The organism is Microcoleus sp. A006_D1 (genome assembly GCF_036702805.1).
In the GTDB taxonomy this organism is placed as follows: Bacteria; Cyanobacteriota; Cyanobacteriia; order Cyanobacteriales; family Microcoleaceae; genus Microcoleus.
The window spans coordinates 253,264-272,595 of the sequence record NZ_JAUBVZ010000008.1 but is presented as its reverse complement, the minus strand read 5'-3'; the positions used below and the strand labels follow the sequence as shown (position 1 = coordinate 272,595).

The following is a 19,332-nucleotide window of genomic DNA, read 5'->3' as shown; positions in this document are numbered from 1 at the left end:
TTTGGCGATCGGTATTTTTTGGTATTTTGGCGATCGGCAATCGGCAATAATTATTATTATGCCAGCCTCTAGTCCGAAGATGTGTGACTATTGACTCAAAATTACCTACCAATTACCAATTATCAATTACCAATTACCAATTTCTAATTCCTAAATATCACCTCGAATTTCTTCGACTATGCCATCGCGGAGCAGAACTTCTACTTGCATTTTTTGAATCAAGTTTTCTCCCAGGCCCACAGTGAACGTGCCGTCAATTTGACCTTGACTCACTTCTTGTTCGAGGTCTAGCACCTGCACTTGCTGGAGCTGTTGCAGGTTTTGGTTTTTCTGTTCTAGCAGCTCGCTCTTTTTTTGATTCACCTGCATTTGAATGTTGTCTATTTGCTGCATTACTTGCGGGCCTGGGGGTTGCAGGCTTTGCTTTTGGATTTCTGAAACCATCCGCTGCCCTTGCATTTCTAGCTGTTGTAGCTGAGAATCTATTTGATTGATTTGGGCTTGGAGTTGCTGTTGAGCTTCTTCTTTCCAGCGGGGAGTAACGACGACTTTAACGTTAATCGATCGCTTCAAGAGTAATTCAGGAGTGGACAGTTCCATAAAGTTATTGCTTGTCAATTGGGAATTAGGCATTAGTCGTGAGTCGTGAGTCATTAGTCATTGGTTGGTAAACATTTCCTAATGACTAACGACTGAGGACTCGGACTCGGGACTCGGGTGTTGGTGTCAACTTAACGTCAAACCTATTATCAGTCTTCTGTCTGGCGATTCAGGCCTGATCCCCCCTAGCCCCCTTAAGAAGGGGGGGATAAGAATCTTCTCAAAGTCCCCCTTCTCAAGGGGGATTTAGGGGGATCTTGCCTCTGCTATAAACGAGAGATACAAAGGTTTTCAGGCTTAAGTTGACACTCCTTGGGGACTCGGGTGTTGGGATAATTTTTGCTTCTCCATTCCCCAAGTCCTGCGAATCTTTCAAAACATCCCGTCAATCATATCGCGGTAGTGTTCCGTCACAACCGGGCGCTTAATTTTCAGGGTCTGGGTCAACATTCCATTTTCCATCGAAAACGGCTCCTGAATCAACCGGAACGGGCCGATGCGATCGTCCGCGCGGTATCCGGGGCGATTTTGCACCTCCCGGTTCAATTCTTGGCGGAATAAGTCTTGAATTTTCTTGCTATTCCAGTCAATTTCGTGTATGGGCGGATTCTGAGTTTCGGCCCATTTCTGCACGGCTTCAGGATTGGGGACAATTAAGGCGCCGATCGATCTCTGGTCTTGACCCACTAGCATAATTTGGTCAATGTAGGGGCTGCGGATACAAGCATCTTCGATCGGCTGCGGTTCGATGTTTTCGCCGTTGGTAAGGACGATCGTATCTTTGGCCCGCCCAGTCAAAACTAAGTCGTTTCCCGGTGTCAGCCAGCCCAAATCCCCGGTGTCGAACCAGCCTTCAGAGTCGATCGCCTTTGCAGTAGCTTGCGGATTGAGATAATATCCTGCCATGATTTGCGGCCCGCGGCCCAAGACTAAACCGCGCTGGCCTGTTGGCAGTTGGTTTCTGGTTTCCGGGTCTACTATTTTAATCTCAGTATGGGCGATCGGCTGTCCCGCCGAACCTTTAAGATTGTGCCAAGGGCGGCGGACTGTCAAAACCGGAGATGTTTCGGTTAAACCGTACCCCACCAACAATCCGATATTCGCTATTTCAAAGAAATTGTCTAAATGCGCTGCTAAGGAACCTCCGCCGCTAATCGCCCACTTAAAACGTCCTCCCGTAGCTTCCCGGACTTTTTGGTAAACGAGTTTTTCGGCGATCGCGTGCACGGGAGACAACAGAATGCTTTTGATGCGGGCGACCAGTTTTTCCGAAGCAGAAATCGGTTCTAAACTAAGAGTTAATCCTTGGAAAACGCGGCGGGCATCGATGTATTGCTGGCTGGCAGATAACAGGAAATTTACCAATTTTTGTTTATTGGGCGGCTGTTCCCGAAATTGCTTTTGTACTGCCTCATAAATCGATTCCCAGATGCGCGGAACGCTAACCATGTACTGGGGTTTGCAAGTTTTAAAGTCTTGTTTGAAATACCGAATACTCGTGTAAATTTGCGTGCAGCCTTGGGAAAGCAGGAAGTATTCGACACTGCGTTCGTAGGCGTGCCAACTCGGCAGAATGCTGAGGGCGCAGTCGCCGGCTTCGGGTTGGAGAATTGTGCCAAAGGTGGTGATTTGGTGCAGCAGGTTGCCGTGGGTCAGCATCACGCCTTTGGGTTTGCCGGTGGTGCCGCTGGTGTAGAGGAGGGTGGCGAGGGTTTGCTGGCTGTGGTTGGTGGGTTTGAGAGGGCGGTTTGCCCCTGTGGTCATGACTTGGGAAAATTTGACTGTGTTTAGGGTTGGGCTGGTTTCCGGTTCTTCGTCGGAGAGGAGGACGATGAGTTCGATCGGCAAATCGGGGAGGCGGGCTTGCAGTTTTTTGAGTAATGCCAGGTTTTCGACTACTAAAGCGGTACTGCCGCTGTCTTGGATGATGTAGAGGAGTTCTTCGGGGTCGGCGGTGGCACCTCGAACAGCGTTGGCGGCCCCGGCGGTCATGATGCCTTGGTCGGCTATCAGCCAGCGGGGGCTGTTGTCGGCGAAGAGGGCGACGCGGGGAGGGATTGTTTCTGTTGGGTTTGCGTTGATGCCGAGGGCCTGCAAGCCGCTGGCGAATTGCTGGATTTGTTGGTAGAGGTCGGTGTAGGTGAGTTTGATTTCTGGCTTGCTGTGGGGATCGTGGAGGGCGACGGTTTGGGGAAATCTCTGTTTGACGATCGCCCAAATTTCAGGTATCGATCGAATGGAACTATAATCGATCAAGCGGCTGAGGTTGGCGCGATCGCGATCGGTCATTTGAGAGGTAGTGTCAGGTGCGGGGGGGTTCATAGGGTATTTTCCGGGGTTTTGGGAGATAAAGTTATTGGGTACAAGCTTAATATCAGAGCTATTTTAAAACTATCTGGCAGTGTCGTGACAGTTTGCCAACCTGCCGTTGTTTATTCAGAAAATTAGGGATATCAGATGATGAAATTTATAGTTGGACAGAAATACATGAATTTACGAAAGTTAATAGTAGTTGCTTTGAGTGCGATCGTAGCATCATGTGGAAATGTACTTGGAGCCGAAGTTGCACAGACGCAACCAGAAGATAGTAGACGAACATTTGCTGATTGGTGTCGCCAAAAAGCTAATTTGAATCCTGAAACCAAATATACTGTTGATGTGCTGTTGGAGAAAGCAGGGACTAATGATTGCGATGCGGCCGATCGAAAACTTTCTCTTCTCACGGAACTACAACTGTACTACGATCCAATCAGCGACATCAAACCGCTAGTATCCTTGACTAACCTGACTTCGCTCATCCTCGCCAACAATGAGATCGGTGACATCAAACCGCTAGCATCCTTGACTAACCTGACTTCGCTCGGCCTCATTGGCAATCAAATCAATGACATTAAACCGCTAGCATCCTTGACTAAACTGACCGATCTCGAACTCGTCAACAATCAGATCGGCGACATCAAACCGCTAGCATCCTTAACTAAACTGACTCGGCTCGACCTCAACGAAAATCAAATCAGCGACATCAAACCACTAGCATCCTTGACTAACCTGACTTCGCTCCGCCTCGTCAACAATCAAATTAGCGACATCAAACCGCTAGCATCCTTGACTAACCTGACTCGGCTCGACCTCAGCAGCAATCAGATCGGTGACATCAAACTGCTAGCATCCTTGACTAACCTGACTTCGCTCAGCCTCGAAGGAAATCAGATCGGTGACATCAAACCGCTAGCATCCTTGACTAACCTGACTTCGCTCGGCCTCGTCAACAATCAGATCGGTGACATCAAACCGCTAGTATCCTTGACTAACCTGACTTCGCTCCGCCTCGTCAACAATCAAATTAGCGACATCAAACCACTAGCATCCTTAACTAAACTGACCGATCTCGAACTCGTCAACAATCAGCTCGGTGACATCAAACCGCTAGTATCCTTGACTAACCTGAAGAAGCTCTACCTCATCAACAATCAGATCGGTGACATCAAACCGCTAGCATCCTTAACTAAACTGACCGATCTCTACCTCGACAAAAATCAAATCAGCGACATCAAACCACTAGCATCCTTGACTAACCTGAGAGAGCTCCGCCTCGAAGGAAATAAAATTAGCGACATCAAACCGCTAGCATCCTTGACTAACCTGACTTTTCTCTTACTCAAGAACAATCAAATTAGCGACATCAAACCGCTAGCATCCTTGACTAACCTGACCGATCTCTGGCTCGTCAACAATCAAATTAGCGACATCAAACCGCTAGCATCCTTGACTAACCTGACTTTTCTCTTACTCAGCGGAAATCCGATCGCTCCCAAGACTTGCCCTCTCAAACCAGCCTCTATCTGTATGTGGGAACCACTATCCAAACCATAAAACTTGAAAATGATGCCCGATCGCACTTAAATGCTTTAGTCGCGATGGCTGTGGTGCCGATCGAGTCCGATCGCCAATTCTATCCGCACATCGGCTTCAGTCAGGGAGAGATTGTCGGGAAGGGCGATCGTAATTTGCATGATTTAAGGTACTTTTTAATTTTGATGGTCTTTTAAATGCGATCGATAATGTCTCGAATTTGATTTGCTGGGATATCATCTTGGTCTGACTTGGAGTAGATAACGACCAGTAAGATGTAGGTATCGCCCCTGAGTTGATAGATAACTCGGTATCCGCCACTTTTGCTTTTTTGGATGTCACTATTTTTCAGTCTGACTTTGAATACAGTGTAACCAGTTCCGGGGATTTTGTCGCCGATAAAGTTGCCAGACTGGAGTTCATTAAGTAGTGGTTGTATGTCGGTGCGGATGCTTCGGTAGCGTTTAATGAGGGTGCGAAGTCGTGTTTTGAACTCATCGGAAAAGACAATCTGGATTTGGGGTATCTCGTCAGTCATCAATGCCATCCCAGAGTTCGGAAATAGGATGTAATTTACCTTCTTTAATTTGCTGCATAGAGTTGCGGAGGCTGGCTAGTATGAGTTCGGCAGGTTCGTCATCGGGATCTGCTGGCGGGGTGACGATATGGCGATCGATTAATATTTGGTAGAAATCGTCCGCTGAAATTTTAGCGAGTTGAGTGGCTTTATCTAGACGGAGGCTGTGCTGCTGATAAAGTACGATCGCCAATTCTATCCGCACATCGGCTTCAGTCAGGGGGAGATTGTCGGGAAGGTCGATCGTAATTTGCATGATTTAAGGTACTTTTTAATTTCTAGTTTATCTTTAAGTTTCACAATTTGGCAATCCTACCAGAGCGCAATTATTAGCTAAATCTGCCAAATCTTGCCAAGTGTGAAAGGAAAAGTAGCGTTTGTTTGCTGCCTGATTCCATTCACCCTTTGGAACACTCCTCTCATGGCCGATCGGGCGCTTAAAACGGTGCTACTTTATCGCGTTCAACCTCCTCGCGGGGAGCCGTTTTTCCATCCAAATTTGTGTCATCATGGGGCGGATGTTGCGAGCGATCGCTTTACAAAACGCGATCGCGAGTCGAGACAATCACTACATACAGCACCGGCACCATAAACAAACTCAAGAAAGTAGAAACAACCATCCCCCCCGCGATCGCATTCCCGAGCGGCGACTGGCTGCACCTGCACCTTCAGGATTAACCAAAGGCAGAATCCCTCGAAGTCGGCCGATTCTGGGGAGTCAGTCGCCCACTGCTGCGATCGCGCCTTGTTCCTTGGCTATTTGGTCGGTTAACCACTGGATTTCAAACTGGAGGGTGCTTTTACACCTTTCCCAGGATGCTGCTTGATAGAGGTCAACGCGATCGTCCTGTTCAGTTTGTTGAGCCTCTAGGTAGTCTTGGCGCAGGTAGCAGACTCTCAAGCGGTGTTCGAGCAACTTGATTCTTTCTGGGGTTTCTAAGTCACCAAAAAAGAAAAACTTGATTTGGAAGCGCGATCGACTATTTACCCAGCTTTCTTGAGGGTGTTCGAGCATTTGTTCTCGCCAGAGTTCGCGCCCTTGGGCTGTAATGTCGTAGATTTTGCGCGGGTTGCCGCCATCTCCGGCAACTTGGGCCATTACCGAAATCTCGCCTCGCTCTTCCAAGCGCTTCAGCAGCGGGTAAATTGCTCCGTAGTTGACGCTGATGTAACTGCTCATAAACAGCTCCAGTTGTTGTTTTAGCCGATAGCCGTGCAGGGGTTGTCGCTGTAGCAGGCCAAGGGCTGATAATTCAAGCATTTATATCACTTTGATATTATAGTCTGGACTACACAACTCTACCTGATTGAAGGGCGATCTGATAAATAGCTAGTTTCAAATAATTCGCGTAATTTCTGCTACAAATTAGCAACATTTCTTTACATCAAGCCTTCTGGAATGCACAAATTATCGAGAATTGAAATCTTTTAATCTTTAATTAAGCTATTTACGTGTATTTACGTACAAAAATGGGAAGCGTTCTGGGCTTTACTTCACACAATCTTCACAATTATCCGCGACTATACGGTTAAATTATAAAGATTGTGTAAAGATAACCATTGAACCGTAGCCAATATAGCTATTTTCTGAGCTATGATTAGAGCGAGCGAAACCAACACTTACGCAATAACCGCACTTTCCTGAAAAAAAACCGAATTCCGACATCCCAAAAGTTGTCAAAAATGTTGGAAATATGAGGTTTTCGACGCACAAATCAACAAGTATTTTTCAGCCAGATAGGTTTCAAAAAAAAACTCAAAATTGGGCAGAATCTGGTTAGTTATCGATCAAGAAATCTGACACAAAAATTCAACAGGGAAAGCAGGGAAAGCTATGAAAAAAAGTTTAGGGGTACAAAATTACTTCGAGCGCTCCCAAGCCTCATTGCCAACTATTCCAGCCCTTGAGAAACTCTTGGAGGAAATCAGTCCAGAACCGACATTAATTGCAAAATTAAATACAGCCTGTGAAATTTGCGATTTTCAGCTCGGAGATGAAATAACCCAATATCAAACACCGGATAATACCAACAATTTAGTTGAACAAGCACAGAGCGATCGCAATTTTTATTTAGTTTGCCAGGGCAGAGTCAGGCTGCTAGCGGTAGAAGCCTCTAAACAGCAGGAAGTTTCGGCGACTGTACTGGAACTCGGCGCATTGTTTGGGACTGACAACCTCTTGATTGAAAGCGGACTGCCTTACAGGGCAATTGCGGCCGGCATCTGCCAAATCGCTCGAATTAACGCTGCTAAATTGCAGCTTGTTTTAGAGGAATTCCCCCAACTGCAACAGCACTTGCAGCAAGAATTTCAACAGCGACAGTGGTTAATATTTTTTAAGACGCAAACAGATTTGCGATCGCTCGCTCCCCACCAACAACAGCTTCTGTGGCCGAACTTACTTCCTTACCTAGAAGAAAACCGAATTACCGCCGGAGTTTCCATCGCTGAACACTGCCAAAAATCCACCAATCATTTTTGGCTCCGCAGCGGTAAAATTCAAGGTCAAGCACCGCCAATTATCGGCAGTAACTGGGGACATTCAGGCGTACCGAGCGACTGGCAAGCCGCAACAGACCTGCTAATTTACCAGCTTAGCTCCGAACAGTGGGAAATCGCCCAAGCCACAATTACTTCCGACAGTAAATCTCGCCCTAAAATTATCCGCAAATCTCCGATTTTAAGCTTAGTACCTGCGCCAAAAGATGCCACCTCTGCCTCAAACACTGAGCCGTCAAAATTAACCGCAGTCGAGCATCCCAAATCGGGATCGGGAATCATTAGTTTTCCCAAACCTAAGCGGCGCAGATGGTTGAGCAGCGGACACCCATTCATTCAACAACAGAGTACAGCAGATTGCGGAGCTACCTGCTTAGCCATGATTAGCGAATATTGGGGTAAGAAATTCAGCCTGAATTACTTGCGTGAATTGGCGGAAATCGGCCGCAGCGGCGCGTCGCTAAAAAGTCTGGCAAAAGCAGCGGAAAGGATGGGGTTTCAAACCCGTCCCGTGCGAGCTTCTTTAACTCCACTCCGCAATCAAAATCCCTGGATTGCTCACTGGCAAGGAAATCACTACGTTGCAGTTTACAGATTCAAGAATCAACAGGTTTTAGTTGCCGATCCGGCGGCGGGCAAGCGGTGGATGAGCATTAAAGAATTTACCGAAAATTGGACTGGATATGCCCTGATCTTAGACCCGACAGCGGAACTTTACCGCAATCACAGTGCTGAACATAAAGGGATTAAAGTTAAAAATTTTCTGGGCATAATCTGGCCATATCGGGCTGCGATCGCCCAAATCCTGGTACTATCCTTGCTGATCCAACTATTTGGCCTAGTTACTCCCCTATTTACCCAGGTAATTCTTGACCAAGTGGTTGTCAGCAAAAGCATCGTCACTCTGCACGTTTTCGCGATCGGGCTGCTGATGTTTAGTGTTTGGCGATCGCTGTTGAGCGCAACGAGACAGTATTTGCTGGATTATTTGTCCAACCGCATTGACTTAACTTTAATTAGCGGGTTTATCAGTCACACTCTCAGTTTGCCGATCAAGTTTTTTGAATCTCGTCAGGTGGGCGATATCTTGACGCGGGTTCAGGAAAATCAAAAGATTCAGTCGTTTTTGACTCGCCAAGCTATTACTGCTTGGTTGGATGCTTTGATGGCTGTGGTTTACATCGCACTGATGGTTTACTATAACTGGCGTCTGGCTTTGTTGGTGCTGGCTTTGATTCCACCGATCGTGATTTTGACTTTAGTGGCAACTCCGTTTCTGCGCCAAGTATCGCGGGAGATTTTTAAGGAAAGTGCCAAACAAAATTCATCTTTGGTGGAGATGATTACTGGGGTGGCGACGATTAAGGCAACTGCTGCTGAGCGAGAAATGCGCTGGCGCTGGGAAGACCAATTAACCTGCATGATTAATGCTAAGTTTCGGGGACAGAAGTTGGCGAATTCTTTGCAGGTAGTTGGGGGTGGGATTAATACTTTGGGCAGCACGGCTTTGCTTTGGTATGGGGCAATGCTGGTGATTCAAGATGAGTTGACGATCGGTCAATTTGTGGCTTTTAATATGATGATTGGGAGTGTGATTTCTCCTGTGCTTTCGGTGGTGGGACTTTGGGACGAGTTTCAAGAGGTGTTGGTGTCGATCGAGCGTTTGGATGATGTATTCTCGGCCCAAGCTGAAGAAAGTCCTTACAAACCAATGCTGGTGCTGCCTCGCATTCATGGAACCATCAAGTTTGACAATGTTTCTTTCCGCTATTCTCAGGATGAGGAACGCAATACGCTGCAAAATCTTTGCTTTGAGGTGCAAGCTGGGGAAACTGTGGCAATTGTCGGCCGCAGCGGTTCTGGTAAGAGCACTTTGGTGAAGCTGCTGCAAGGTTTCTATTATCCAGAAAAAGGGCGGCTGACGGTTGACGGCCACGATATTCGGCATATTTCTTTGCAGTCGCTGCGAATTCAGTTGGGTGTTGTCCCTCAAGATTGTTTCTTGTTTTCGGGAACGATTTTGGAAAATATTACGCTGTACAAAAATTTTCAAACCCCCGCGAGTCAAGGGGAGGAAGGAAGATTTGCTGATTCTACAAGCTTGGAAGAGGCGATCGAAGTTGCGAAGTTAGCAGAAGCTCACGCTTTTATTCAAGATATGCCGCTGGGGTATCAAACTCCTGTGGGGGAGAGGGGAACGAGTTTGTCTGGGGGCCAGCGGCAGCGAATTGCGATCGCCCGTGCTTTGTTGGGCGATCCCCGAGTTTTGATTTTGGATGAAGCAACTTCTTCGCTGGATACGGAGTCTGAGCGCAGGTTCCAGCAAAATCTGGCTCGCATTAGTCGCGATCGCACTGTGTTTATCATCGCTCACAGGTTGTCTACGGTGCGGAATGCCGATCGAATTTTGGTTCTAGACAAAGGCATTTTAGCCGAACAAGGCAACCACGACGAATTAATGGTCGAACGCGGACTTTACTATCACCTCGCTCAGCAACAGCTCGATCTTTAAAGTCAGTTGACAGTTGACAGTTGACAGTTGACAGTTGACAGTTGTCAGTTGACAGTTGTCATTAGCAACCAACACAAGACTAACGATAATTTTCAATTACCGATTCCCCATTACCAATTCCCAATGCCCAATGCCCAATGCCCAATGCCCAATGCCCAATGCCCAATGCCCAATGCCCAATGCCCAATGCCCAATGCCCTATTTGGAGTAAGAATCATGGTTTCACAAGATGGCAAAGAATTAAGCACCGCTCCCGATGAGATAGCTGAAGTCTATGGGGGCGTAGCTTTAAGGCAAGAAAACGAAGCCAGAAAAACAGACCGCTCTTTAGAAGTAGTCGAATCCAAAAATCGCTCTTCTAAAACTAATGAATATATCTATCCGGCAAAGTTTCGGCAGCCTGATGTTGATAATTGGTCTACTTCTTTGCATTCGGTACTAGACCAACCGCCAGTATCTTTTCCCCAGCGGTTGATCTTAGGAGGACTGGTTTTTTCCGTAGCTTTTGGAGCGTGGGCTACTTTGGGCAAAATCGATCAAGTCGGCCACGCTCAGGGCAAATTAGTTCCCAAAGGTGCTGTTTACAAAATTCATCCGACTGAGCCGGGAAAAATTATTAACCTCGCGATCAAAGAAGGTCAAAAAATCAAAGCTGGACAATTATTGGCGGAATTAGACCCGGAAACGGCTTCCAGCGAGGTGGAGCGTCTCGATAAAATTCTGGACGCTTATCAGATTCAATTGGTACAGCAGATTAGTTCGATCGAGAGAACTCGACTGGAAGCTCAGGCGAGCCTCGCGATTGCTGCGGCGGACAAGCGGGGGGCCCAAGCTGCGATCGACCGATCGCGCGCTACACTCGCCACCACGCAGTCTCAAATCGAGCAATTGCACGCAGATGTAGTGTCTCAGAAAGCGCGGCAGGAACAGATCAAACCTCTGGAAAAGCAGGCACAAAATCTGTTGTCGCAACTGAAAACTGATATCACTTCTCAAGAGGCGAGGCGCGATCGCGTGAAACCGCTGCAAAATAAGAGTCAAGACTTGCTGACACAATTGCGAGCAAAAGTAGCGGCTCACAAAGAGCGGATCGGGCGACTCAAACCTTTGGTAGATGAGGGAGCGCTGTCAAAAGATGTATTGTTTCAAGCTGAGGAAGCTCTGCGGGAAAGCGAAAATGCGGTGATTAGAAGCCAGTTGGGGGAGACAACTCAGGCTGACGATCGAGTATTTGAGGTTGAGCAAACCGTGCGCGACAGGCAAAGTGCTGCGATCAGGAGTCAACTTTCTGAGACAACTCAGGTTAAGGAAAGGCTGTTTGAGGTTGAGCAAGGTTTGCGCGATCGCACGAGCTCGATCGGCAAAATGCAAGGCCAATTAACCGAACAACTCGCAGAAGTCGATCGGCTGCAAGCCGAAGCCGCCAGCAAACAAGCCGCAGCGCGCCAAATGCAGTTAGAAAAAGAGCAAAAAGTTCAGCAGTTGGAAATGGAATTAAACCAAGTCAAATCCAAAATTGCCGAAACCCAAACCCTGCTCGCTCAAGCCAAAAATAAGCTCAAACAAAGATTTCTCTACGCACCAGTCAGCGGAGTGATTTCCGCGCTCAACATTCACAACATCGGCGAAGTAGTGCAACAAGGTCAAACTATTGCAGAAATGACTCCGAATCACGCTCCTCTGGTGCTGGAAGTCAGTTTGCCAAATCGAGAAGCGGGTTTTGTCAAACTCGGAATGCCGGTACAAGTGAAATTCGATGCTTTTCCTTATCAAAATTACGGCGTGATTGCGGGAAAAGTTGTATCAATTTCGCCGGATGCCAAAACAGACGAGCGATTGGGTGTTTTTTACCGGGTGGAAGTTAGTATCGATCGAGATTCAGTGAAAGCCAACAATCAAACCTGGAAACTCAAAGCTGGCCAGACAGCTACTGCGGAAATTGTGATCCGCCAGCGCTCCATAGCCGACATTTTGCTCGATCCGCTCAAGCAACTACAAAAAGGCGGCATGAGTTTGTAGTCAGTTGACAGTAGTCAGTAGTCAGTTGGCAGTTGGCAGTTGGCAGTTGGCAGTTGGCAGTTGGCAGTTGGCAGTTGGCAGTTGGCAGTTGGCAGTTGGCAGTTGTCAACAAATTTGCACTTTACACAAAACAGGATAAAACGATGAATTCGCAATTTCACCATTCTGTCAATCATTCTCAAGTTGGTATCAAACCCGAACAATTGGATGAGATAATTTCAGCGATTTTGGCAGGAAAGTATTCTTGGGCTTGTTTTTTGCTTTTGCGGTGTACGGGTTACAACCCTCTCGACTATATTCCATACCGCACTTCTAACCGCTTGCTCAAGGAAAATACCCAAACGAGGAAATCAGAAACTCAGTCGGCGCTGGGCAAAATTGCGGATTTAGATTATGTGGAAGTGGCGCGGGAAAAACGAGCCGGAGTTCGAGGTGGTTATGTAACTCAGGCTGTTAGCGAGTTGTACTCAGATAGCGCAGGTTTTGTCGCCCAAGTCGGCGGCGAAGGTTCAAATATCTCGTCGCCGGCGGTTGATGTTGACAATCAAGGATTTTTTGCGGGATTTAAGACGCGCTGGTTTAATTTTGCGGGAATGTAATTTAGTCGATCGCGCGATAACCCGGTTGCTAGCATCGAGTGTACCTGTTTTTGGTTGACTCGCTGCGGGCGATCGGGTTTTTTAGTAGCCACACAACATTTTTCTGCCCGGAGCTTAACAAAATTTCATCAAGTTATCGTTACATTCTGATTTAAGATAAATCTGCCAAAATGGCAACACGGTGTGGCGAGCGTACCTGATAATTTGTTAAGTGGTAAAAGAAGACAAACTGACCTGTAATTTATAGGGTTTTGCATGGGCAGTCTTTGTCTATACAAGTTATCAATTAAGCCAAATACTACAATCTTCCAGTCTCGTTAATAGAGTATAAAACGAGGCTGGTTTTTGAATGTCAAAATACATCGATTTTCTGTAGCTTTTGAACAAACAATTCACAAATATTCATGAATTTAACTTTACATTTTAATTTCCACAAATCTGCCAAATTGGCAACACAGCTCTAATTAGTCCAGATATATTAGGTACATCGAAAGAAAACAAGGTTGCTTCAAACAACCACTCAATTAAAAGGACAAAAACCATGATTATCTCTGACCTAAACCATGTCGAAGTTGTTTCCGAAGCAACCAGAATAGAAGGCGGCAGTTTCTATGAAGCTGATTTTATTTACGGCCAAGTTTCTTTCATTTCGCTGACTGCTGGTCTAGCAATTGGTCACGTAGCAGCAGCAGATGCAGGTGCCAGTGCTTACGGTTATGGCACATTTACCAAGGCAGCTACCAACACATATACGAGTCCTTGGTCGAGTCAATCCGCTGCATTTTCTGTATCGGTTTCCAATTAGAAAGTCAGTCGCCCGCTGCTAGTATAATAAGTCCGAACTGCGGGCAGCGGAACGATAGAATTACACAGTTTTTCAGTCAAAACAAAACCTAGAATATTAAAGGAAAAAAACCCATGATTATCTCAGACTTGAACCATGTAGAAGTTGTTTCCGAAGCCACCAGCGTAGTCGGCGGTTTTTATGAAGTTGATGTCATTTACGGCCAAGTTTCTTTCATTTCGCTGACTGCTGGTCTAGCAATTGGTCACGTAGCAGCAGCAGATGCAGGTGCCGGTGCTTACGGTTATTATGGCACATTTACCAAGGCAGCTACCAACACATATACGTCTCCTTGGTCGAGTTCATCCGGTGCATTTTCTGTATCGGTTTCCAATTAATTTGGAATCAGTCGCCCGCTGCTAGTTGAATAAGTCCGAACTGCTAGCAGCGGCACGATAGACATACACAGTTTAGTAAAAATTCCTGCCTGATCCAAGAATAGTAATCAGATAGAGGTAAAAATTAATGAGTATTGAGGATTTGACATATTTGGATCAAATTTCTGACGAAGGCAATATTGTTGGCGGTTTTGCTTCAGCCGATATCAGTGTTTTCGGCTCAGCGTTCGGTGCATTAACCTTAACTGCTGCTAATTCTCAGTCTTGGGCTATATCTTCGCCTTACGGTGGTTCTCTAGCGGTTGGTTACGGTCAGGTATTTGCGATCGCCTACACTCCGCCGTCATTTCCCAAGTTCCCAAACAACTTTCCCTAAATATTAGAAATCAAATAAGTTATATGAGCTCGATGGGGGAAGAAAATCACAATAAAAATGTATAGCTCCATTGCTTTGACCCACAGCAATATTCAGTTGATTTATTAAGCTTAAAACAAATTTTAAGGAGATTAACAGCGATGCCTCAATTAGACGCATCTGCTCCTCCTACCCTAACGGTTGGTAGCAGCAGTCCCAGCGGCTCTAGCTGGTTAGCGGGTGGAACTACTGCAAGTAGTAATGAACCTACTAACTATTCAGCATCTTCAGAATCAGCCGCAACAGCGAACACTTCTCAAATTTCTACTCCCAGCGCGGCTTCAGGAGGCAGCAGCAGTTTAGCCAAGTCCAACTCATCCACTTCCGGCAGCGGTGCAGGGAGTACAAGTAGTGCGACAGCCACTTCCCCGACGGGAAGCAGTACCAGTAGTGAGACTGCTTATGCTGCGGGGGCTACATCGAGCAGCGGCAGCGCTGCTGCGAGTGCTTCTACAGTCGCGCCCCCAACTACTAGCGCCACAGCTTCGGTTCCAGCAGCACCTGCGCCTGCGCCAACACCAACACCTGCGCCCATACCAACACCTGCGCCTGCGCCTGCGCCTGCGCCTGCGCCTGCGCCTGCGCCTGCGCCTGCGCCTGCACCAACACCTGCACCAACACCTGCGCCTGCGCCTGCGCCAACACCTGCGCCAACGCCTGCGCCTGCGCCAACGCCTGCGCCTGCGCCTGCACCAACACCTGCGCCGTTAGGAGACAGCAGCGGTGCGAGCAGCACCAGCAGCGCGACAGCGACTTCTCCGACAGGGAGCAGCAGCAGCACTCAGACAGCATCGGCTCCCGGTGGCACTTCTAGTAATGCGAGTGCCTCAGCTAGCAGCGGTTTATCTACTCCCCCGACTACTAGCGCCACAGCTTCGGCCCCTACTCCTGCACCTGCACCTACTCCTGCACCTACTCCTGCACCTGCACCTGCACCTGCACCTGCTGCGGCTGCCACAGAGTCTGCACCGGCAATTAATATCACAGCGCCAACAGCAACAGCAACACCAACACCAACACCAACACCAACACCAGCGCCAATAACAATACCAATACGGCTAACTCCAACACCAGCACCCGCACCAACTCCAACACCGTCCAATAATGGCGGTGCGCCATTTGCTTCGGTGACTGGCGGCACTTCTAGTAATTCAAGTCCTTCTAATTTGTCTCCAGACAGTACCGGTGGTGGTGGTGAGAGTACGATAATTGCTGAGCCAACAGATAACGCTACCAGCAATTTTCCCGCACTTCCCGATAACAGTACCAACAACAGCAATGCTGATACAACCCCAGCCCCAGAAATTACTGCCCCAGAAAACAATCCTGCGGAATTAACTGTCACCTACGACAGTAACGGCGGCGGATATTGGCTGGGCACGAGCGACATCGATGTGATTACTTGCGGTAGCGGGTTCGATCGCGTTTTTGCAGGTAGCGGCGATGATATTGTTAAAGGTAACAGAGGTGATGATGCGATCGACGGAGGCGATGGCAACGACACTTTGCGGGGAGGAAGAGGTCAAGATTTGCTGATTGGCGGCAACGGCGACGATTTTCTTTGCGGTGACTTCGGCATCGATACATTGATTGGAGGTAGCGGGGCTGATACCTTTGCATTTAGGCCGGAGACAACGAGTTCTGTGGCTAATCTATTTTTAGCCGATCGACTCGTTGATTTCAATGCCGCTGAAGGTGATAAAATTGGGCTGACAGGCGGACTTTCTGCCACAGACATTGTACTGGTGGCGTTTGACACTGACAGTGACGGTATAGCAGACGTGACTTTGGTCAAGTTTAGTTCAAATAATGGCGATCGAATTTTAGCCGTTGTTTTGGGAACAGTTAACGCAGCGGGTGCAACAACTTTGAGCAATGCTGATTTTATCAGTTTGCCAAATAACATCTTGTAGCTAACCTAACCGTTAACGCGAATTCCCCGGCAGCAAGCATCGGGGGATGAGTTTAATAAAGTTAGATAGGTTGAGAGAAAGATGAAGGACGGTTCCCAGCCATTGATTGAATCAAGTGAAATCATCGAACTACTCAGACAAGAGCTGCAATTAAAGCCATTTTGTCAAAAAGTTTTGCAGAAAAAAGTTATTGACAAAGCAGCCGGGGAACGGGGGTTAACTGTAACTCCCGAAGAAATTCAAGTTGTGGGCGACCAACTCCGGCGCGAGAAGCGTCTAGAGAAAGCAGCGGATACGATTGCTTGGCTGGCGGATCAGATGATTTCCGTAGAAGACTTAGAGGCCGGAATTTGCGATCGAATTCTCTCCCAAAAATTAGCAGAACACTTATTTGCCAAAGAAGTAGAAAAGATTTTTGTGCAAAGCAAATTGCAATTCGATCAAATAATTCTTTATCAAATAATTGTTACCAACCTACAACTTGCCCAAGAAATATTTTATGAAATTCAAGAAGGAGAAATCAGCTTTTTTGATGCTGCTCACCTTTACGACATTGACGAAAATCGCCGGCATTTATGCGGTTGCGAAGGCAAGGTTTATCGGTGGGGTTTAAAACCAGACATAGCGGTGGCCGTATTTAGCGCTAAACCCGGAGAAGTGATTCGTCCCATTGAAACAGAGCGAGGATATCACTTGTTCATGGTTGAAAAGTTTATCCAGGCGGAATTAACCCCTGAACGGTATCAAGAAATATTGCACAATATGTTTAACGAATGGCTGGCTAATGAGGTCAACCATTTATTGTATAATTCTAAAATGTAGGGTGCGCCCGGAGTGCAGAGAAACCTATACATGAGTCCAAACAGCTACTTGTTTAATTCTCATTTCCCCCTCCTATCAATCAATTATCTGCGTCCATCTGCGTACATCAGCCTACATCTGCGGTCAAAAACTAACATAATTTTGCCGCCACCAAGCGCGCACAAACTTAATCTCATCAAACGTATAACGTTCTTGCAAAAATTCATAAATCGCTCTCAATTTTTCATCTCCAATAACTTCAATTGCTTGGACAATAGCCTGCTGGCTTTCCGATTCCACCAACAAATTTATATCCACTTCCCGGCCCATGTCCATCAATTCTACCAGATGCCCAGAAATAGTATTAGGACTCATCCCCCGCGCATTCGCTATGGCTTGAACTGTCAAACCTTGTCGGTATAATTCCCAGGTTTGCATCTGGGAATAAGACGGAGAATTTGCTAGATTAACGACATCAGGAGATACAGGGCTAGTTGGCAATCCTTGTTCTTTGCAAAAAGTACGAATTGCTTCTAAGAAAACTTTGCCGTACTTATCTCGCTTGTTGCTGCCAACGCCGTAAACTTCCTCAAAGTCTGTGAGAGTTTGCGGGCGTTTTTCTGCCATGTCTCGCAAGCTTCTATCAGCAAAAACTACGTAAGGTGGCACAAATTGTTCGTCGGCAATTTGTTTGCGCAGTGTCCGCAGTATGGCAAATAAACCTTCGACTTCTACTACCAAAGACCGAGTTCTTCCCTGTACTTCTCGCGGCGCTTCGATGGCTATTTCAACTGTGCGCTGGCGTTTCATGATTTCCCAACTTTTTTCGTTGAGTTTCAAAATGGGAAAACCGTCTGTTCTTTCGTCTAATAAACCTTGATTTATCAGTGAACGACTCAACCTTTTCCAATCGTCTGCACTTCTATCTTTGCCGATTCCGTAGGTGGAAAGTTGGTTGTGCTGGTATTGCAATATTTTTTGACTTTTTGAGCCGCGTAGCACGTCAATAATATGATTCATGCCGAATTTTTCTTGGCATCTGGCGATGCAGGACAGAAATTTCATGGCTTCAAGTGTCCAGTCTTCTACTGGTTTTTTGTTGCAACAGTTATCGCAATTCCCGCAGTTTCCGGGAAATGAATCGCCGAAATAACTTAACTGGACTGTGCGGCGGCAATCGCTGGATTCTGCATAGTTGATTACTCGCCGTAATTGTTGGCGGGCTATTCTTTGTTCTTGTTCGTCGGGCTTTTGTTCGATGATGTATTCGATGGTTTTGACATCGCCGAATCCGAAAAATAAGGTGCAATGGGATGGTTCGTTGTCTCTGCCGGCGCGGCCTGATTCTTGATAGTATCCTTCGAGATTCTTGGGTAAGTCGTGGTGAATTACAAATCGCACGTCTGGTTTGTTGATTCCCATACCGAAGGCGACTGTTGCTACCATTACTTGCACGTCGTCGCGAATGAACCGGGTTTGATTGGTCGATCGATCGACATCGTTCATGCCTGCATGGTATGGTAAGGCTTGGATGCCACTTTGTTGCAATTTGTAGGCAACTTCGTCAACTTTTTTGCGGCTGAGGCAGTAGATGATTCCTGAACCGCCTTTTTTTTGGATGATTTGCAAAACTTCGGCAAAACTGTGCTTGGTTTTGGGGCGGACTTCGTAGTATAAATTTGGCCGGTTGAAGCTGGCGACGTGGATGTAGGGATTTCGCAGGTTGAGCTGCTGGATGATGTCTTGACGGACGCGCTCGGTGGCGGTGGCGGTTAGTCCCATAATGGGGATGTCGGGATATCGATCGCGCACTCGCTGCATTTGCCTGTATTCTGGCCGAAAGTCGTGTCCCCATTCCGAAACGCAGTGGGCTTCGTCGATCGCAAATGCCGAAATTCCTAACTTATTTGCTACTATATCTAAAAATGGCAAAAATCTCTCGCCCAGCAACCGTTCGGGCGCAACATACAGCAGTTTAATTTTACCTTCGAGAATTGCTGTTTCGCGCGATCGGGTTTCCATCGCGCTCAAAGTGCTGTTGAGAAAAGTCGCCCCAATGCCATTATCCTGCAAAGCTTCCACCTGGTCTTGCATCAGGGCAATCAGAGGCGAAACAACCACAGTCAATCCCGGTTTCAACAAAGCTGGTAATTGAAAGCACAAAGACTTGCCACCGCCAGTCGGCATGACAATCATCATATCCCGTTGTTGTAAAGCAGCTTCGACAATTTCCCGCTGCCCCGGGCGGAAAGAGTCATAGCCAAAGAAATGTTTGAGGGATTGTTCGAGGGAGGAGGGCACGAGAGATGTTGGCGGATTCGACCCTGACATTTGCAGTAGTTGGTTGTTGACTTCTACCCTAT

General features: G+C 47.1%; 17 protein-coding genes. 11 read left to right on the top strand and 6 right to left on the bottom strand.

Annotated elements, in window-relative coordinates; genetic code table 11:
• Positions 1–150: 150 nt before the first annotated feature.
• Both QUB68_RS17200 and QUB68_RS17195 read right to left on the bottom strand, forming a co-directional pair.
• On the bottom strand, positions 151–600 hold the full coding sequence (locus tag QUB68_RS17200; RefSeq protein ID WP_332994707.1) for a YlqD family protein: 450 nt from the start codon (positions 598–600) through the stop codon (positions 151–153).
• Between the two features lie 372 nt (positions 601–972).
• Positions 973–2,922 carry a long-chain fatty acid--CoA ligase gene (locus QUB68_RS17195; protein ID WP_332994663.1) on the bottom strand — a complete coding sequence of 650 codons (1,950 nt, stop codon included), beginning with the start codon at positions 2,920–2,922 and terminating at the stop codon, positions 973–975.
• Positions 2,923–3,057: 135 nt separating this feature from the next.
• Between QUB68_RS17195 and QUB68_RS17190 the strand changes: the two genes are divergently transcribed.
• On the top strand, positions 3,058–4,473 hold the full coding sequence (locus QUB68_RS17190) for a leucine-rich repeat domain-containing protein (RefSeq protein ID WP_332994661.1): 1,416 nt from the start codon (positions 3,058–3,060) through the stop codon (positions 4,471–4,473).
• A gap of 172 nt (positions 4,474–4,645) precedes the next feature.
• On the opposite strand, the gene QUB68_RS17185 is transcribed toward QUB68_RS17190, so the two are convergent.
• Both QUB68_RS17185 and QUB68_RS17180 read right to left on the bottom strand, forming a co-directional pair.
• Positions 4,646–4,990, bottom strand: a complete 345-nt coding sequence (locus tag QUB68_RS17185; protein WP_332994659.1) for a type II toxin-antitoxin system RelE family toxin — start codon at positions 4,988–4,990, stop codon at positions 4,646–4,648.
• Positions 4,983–5,285 carry a UPF0175 family protein gene (locus QUB68_RS17180; RefSeq protein WP_332994656.1) on the bottom strand — a complete coding sequence of 101 codons (303 nt, stop codon included), beginning with the start codon at positions 5,283–5,285 and terminating at the stop codon, positions 4,983–4,985. The genes QUB68_RS17185 and QUB68_RS17180 overlap by 8 nt, the downstream gene beginning before the upstream one ends.
• A gap of 245 nt (positions 5,286–5,530) precedes the next feature.
• Between QUB68_RS17180 and QUB68_RS29980 the strand changes: the two genes are divergently transcribed.
• Positions 5,531–5,707: a hypothetical protein gene (locus QUB68_RS29980; protein ID WP_442923099.1), complete on the top strand. Its 177-nt coding sequence runs from the start codon at positions 5,531–5,533 to the stop codon at positions 5,705–5,707.
• Between the two features lie 40 nt (positions 5,708–5,747).
• On the opposite strand, the gene QUB68_RS17170 is transcribed toward QUB68_RS29980, so the two are convergent.
• Positions 5,748–6,290 carry a PadR family transcriptional regulator gene (locus QUB68_RS17170; RefSeq protein ID WP_332994654.1) on the bottom strand — a complete coding sequence of 181 codons (543 nt, stop codon included), beginning with the start codon at positions 6,288–6,290 and terminating at the stop codon, positions 5,748–5,750.
• A gap of 573 nt (positions 6,291–6,863) precedes the next feature.
• Between QUB68_RS17170 and QUB68_RS17165 the strand changes: the two genes are divergently transcribed.
• The 9 genes from QUB68_RS17165 to QUB68_RS17125 all read left to right on the top strand — a co-directional run bounded on the left by QUB68_RS17165 (position 6,864) and on the right by QUB68_RS17125 (position 16,990).
• Positions 6,864–10,040, top strand: coding sequence for an ABC transporter transmembrane domain-containing protein (locus tag QUB68_RS17165; RefSeq protein WP_332994651.1), 3,177 nt, complete (start codon positions 6,864–6,866; stop codon positions 10,038–10,040).
• A 216-nt stretch (positions 10,041–10,256) separates the two neighbouring features.
• The gene (locus tag QUB68_RS17160; protein WP_332994649.1) at positions 10,257–12,059 is read left to right on the top strand and encodes an HlyD family efflux transporter periplasmic adaptor subunit; all 1,803 of its coding nucleotides are present in this window, start codon (positions 10,257–10,259) and stop codon (positions 12,057–12,059) included.
• Between the two features lie 4 nt (positions 12,060–12,063).
• Positions 12,064–12,198 (top strand): hypothetical protein, encoded by a 135-nt coding sequence (locus QUB68_RS17155; RefSeq protein ID WP_332994647.1) that lies wholly within the window; start codon positions 12,064–12,066, stop codon positions 12,196–12,198.
• 4 nt (positions 12,199–12,202) lie between these two features.
• Positions 12,203–12,658 (top strand): HetP family heterocyst commitment protein, encoded by a 456-nt coding sequence (locus QUB68_RS17150; RefSeq protein ID WP_332994645.1) that lies wholly within the window; start codon positions 12,203–12,205, stop codon positions 12,656–12,658.
• Between the two features lie 541 nt (positions 12,659–13,199).
• Positions 13,200–13,463, top strand: a complete 264-nt coding sequence (locus QUB68_RS17145) for a hypothetical protein (protein ID WP_332994642.1) — start codon at positions 13,200–13,202, stop codon at positions 13,461–13,463.
• Positions 13,464–13,576: 113 nt separating this feature from the next.
• On the top strand, positions 13,577–13,840 hold the full coding sequence (locus QUB68_RS17140) for a hypothetical protein (RefSeq protein ID WP_332994638.1): 264 nt from the start codon (positions 13,577–13,579) through the stop codon (positions 13,838–13,840).
• Positions 13,841–13,967: 127 nt separating this feature from the next.
• On the top strand, positions 13,968–14,216 hold the full coding sequence (locus tag QUB68_RS17135) for a hypothetical protein (RefSeq protein WP_332994636.1): 249 nt from the start codon (positions 13,968–13,970) through the stop codon (positions 14,214–14,216).
• A 140-nt stretch (positions 14,217–14,356) separates the two neighbouring features.
• Positions 14,357–16,168 carry a calcium-binding protein gene (locus QUB68_RS17130; RefSeq protein WP_332994634.1) on the top strand — a complete coding sequence of 604 codons (1,812 nt, stop codon included), beginning with the start codon at positions 14,357–14,359 and terminating at the stop codon, positions 16,166–16,168.
• An 81-nt stretch (positions 16,169–16,249) separates the two neighbouring features.
• The gene (locus tag QUB68_RS17125; RefSeq protein ID WP_332994632.1) at positions 16,250–16,990 is read left to right on the top strand and encodes a peptidylprolyl isomerase; all 741 of its coding nucleotides are present in this window, start codon (positions 16,250–16,252) and stop codon (positions 16,988–16,990) included.
• A gap of 123 nt (positions 16,991–17,113) precedes the next feature.
• On the opposite strand, the gene recQ is transcribed toward QUB68_RS17125, so the two are convergent.
• A complete protein-coding gene (recQ, locus tag QUB68_RS17120; protein ID WP_332994630.1) occupies positions 17,114–19,300 on the bottom strand; it encodes a DNA helicase RecQ in 2,187 nt (728 codons plus the stop codon).
• Positions 19,301–19,332: the final 32 nt, after the last annotated feature.

Excerpts from the sequence above, each read along its gene's own strand:
- QUB68_RS17200 (WP_332994707.1), bottom strand. The coding sequence starts at position 600 with ATGGAACTGTCCACTCCTGAATTACTCTTGAAGCGATCGATTAACGTT.
- QUB68_RS17195 (WP_332994663.1), bottom strand. The coding sequence starts at position 2,922 with ATGAACCCCCCCGCACCTGACACTACCTCTCAAATGACCGATCGCGAT.
- QUB68_RS17190 (WP_332994661.1), top strand. The coding sequence starts at position 3,058 with ATGATGAAATTTATAGTTGGACAGAAATACATGAATTTACGAAAGTTA.
- QUB68_RS17185 (WP_332994659.1), bottom strand. The coding sequence starts at position 4,990 with ATGACTGACGAGATACCCCAAATCCAGATTGTCTTTTCCGATGAGTTC.
- QUB68_RS17180 (WP_332994656.1), bottom strand. The coding sequence starts at position 5,285 with ATGCAAATTACGATCGACCTTCCCGACAATCTCCCCCTGACTGAAGCC.
- QUB68_RS17170 (WP_332994654.1), bottom strand. The coding sequence starts at position 6,290 with ATGCTTGAATTATCAGCCCTTGGCCTGCTACAGCGACAACCCCTGCAC.
- QUB68_RS17165 (WP_332994651.1), top strand. The coding sequence starts at position 6,864 with ATGAAAAAAAGTTTAGGGGTACAAAATTACTTCGAGCGCTCCCAAGCC.
- QUB68_RS17160 (WP_332994649.1), top strand. The coding sequence starts at position 10,257 with ATGGTTTCACAAGATGGCAAAGAATTAAGCACCGCTCCCGATGAGATA.
- QUB68_RS17150 (WP_332994645.1), top strand. The coding sequence starts at position 12,203 with ATGAATTCGCAATTTCACCATTCTGTCAATCATTCTCAAGTTGGTATC.
- QUB68_RS17145 (WP_332994642.1), top strand. The coding sequence starts at position 13,200 with ATGATTATCTCTGACCTAAACCATGTCGAAGTTGTTTCCGAAGCAACC.
- QUB68_RS17140 (WP_332994638.1), top strand. The coding sequence starts at position 13,577 with ATGATTATCTCAGACTTGAACCATGTAGAAGTTGTTTCCGAAGCCACC.
- QUB68_RS17135 (WP_332994636.1), top strand. The coding sequence starts at position 13,968 with ATGAGTATTGAGGATTTGACATATTTGGATCAAATTTCTGACGAAGGC.
- QUB68_RS17130 (WP_332994634.1), top strand. The coding sequence starts at position 14,357 with ATGCCTCAATTAGACGCATCTGCTCCTCCTACCCTAACGGTTGGTAGC.
- QUB68_RS17125 (WP_332994632.1), top strand. The coding sequence starts at position 16,250 with ATGAAGGACGGTTCCCAGCCATTGATTGAATCAAGTGAAATCATCGAA.
- recQ (WP_332994630.1), bottom strand. The coding sequence starts at position 19,300 with ATGTCAGGGTCGAATCCGCCAACATCTCTCGTGCCCTCCTCCCTCGAA.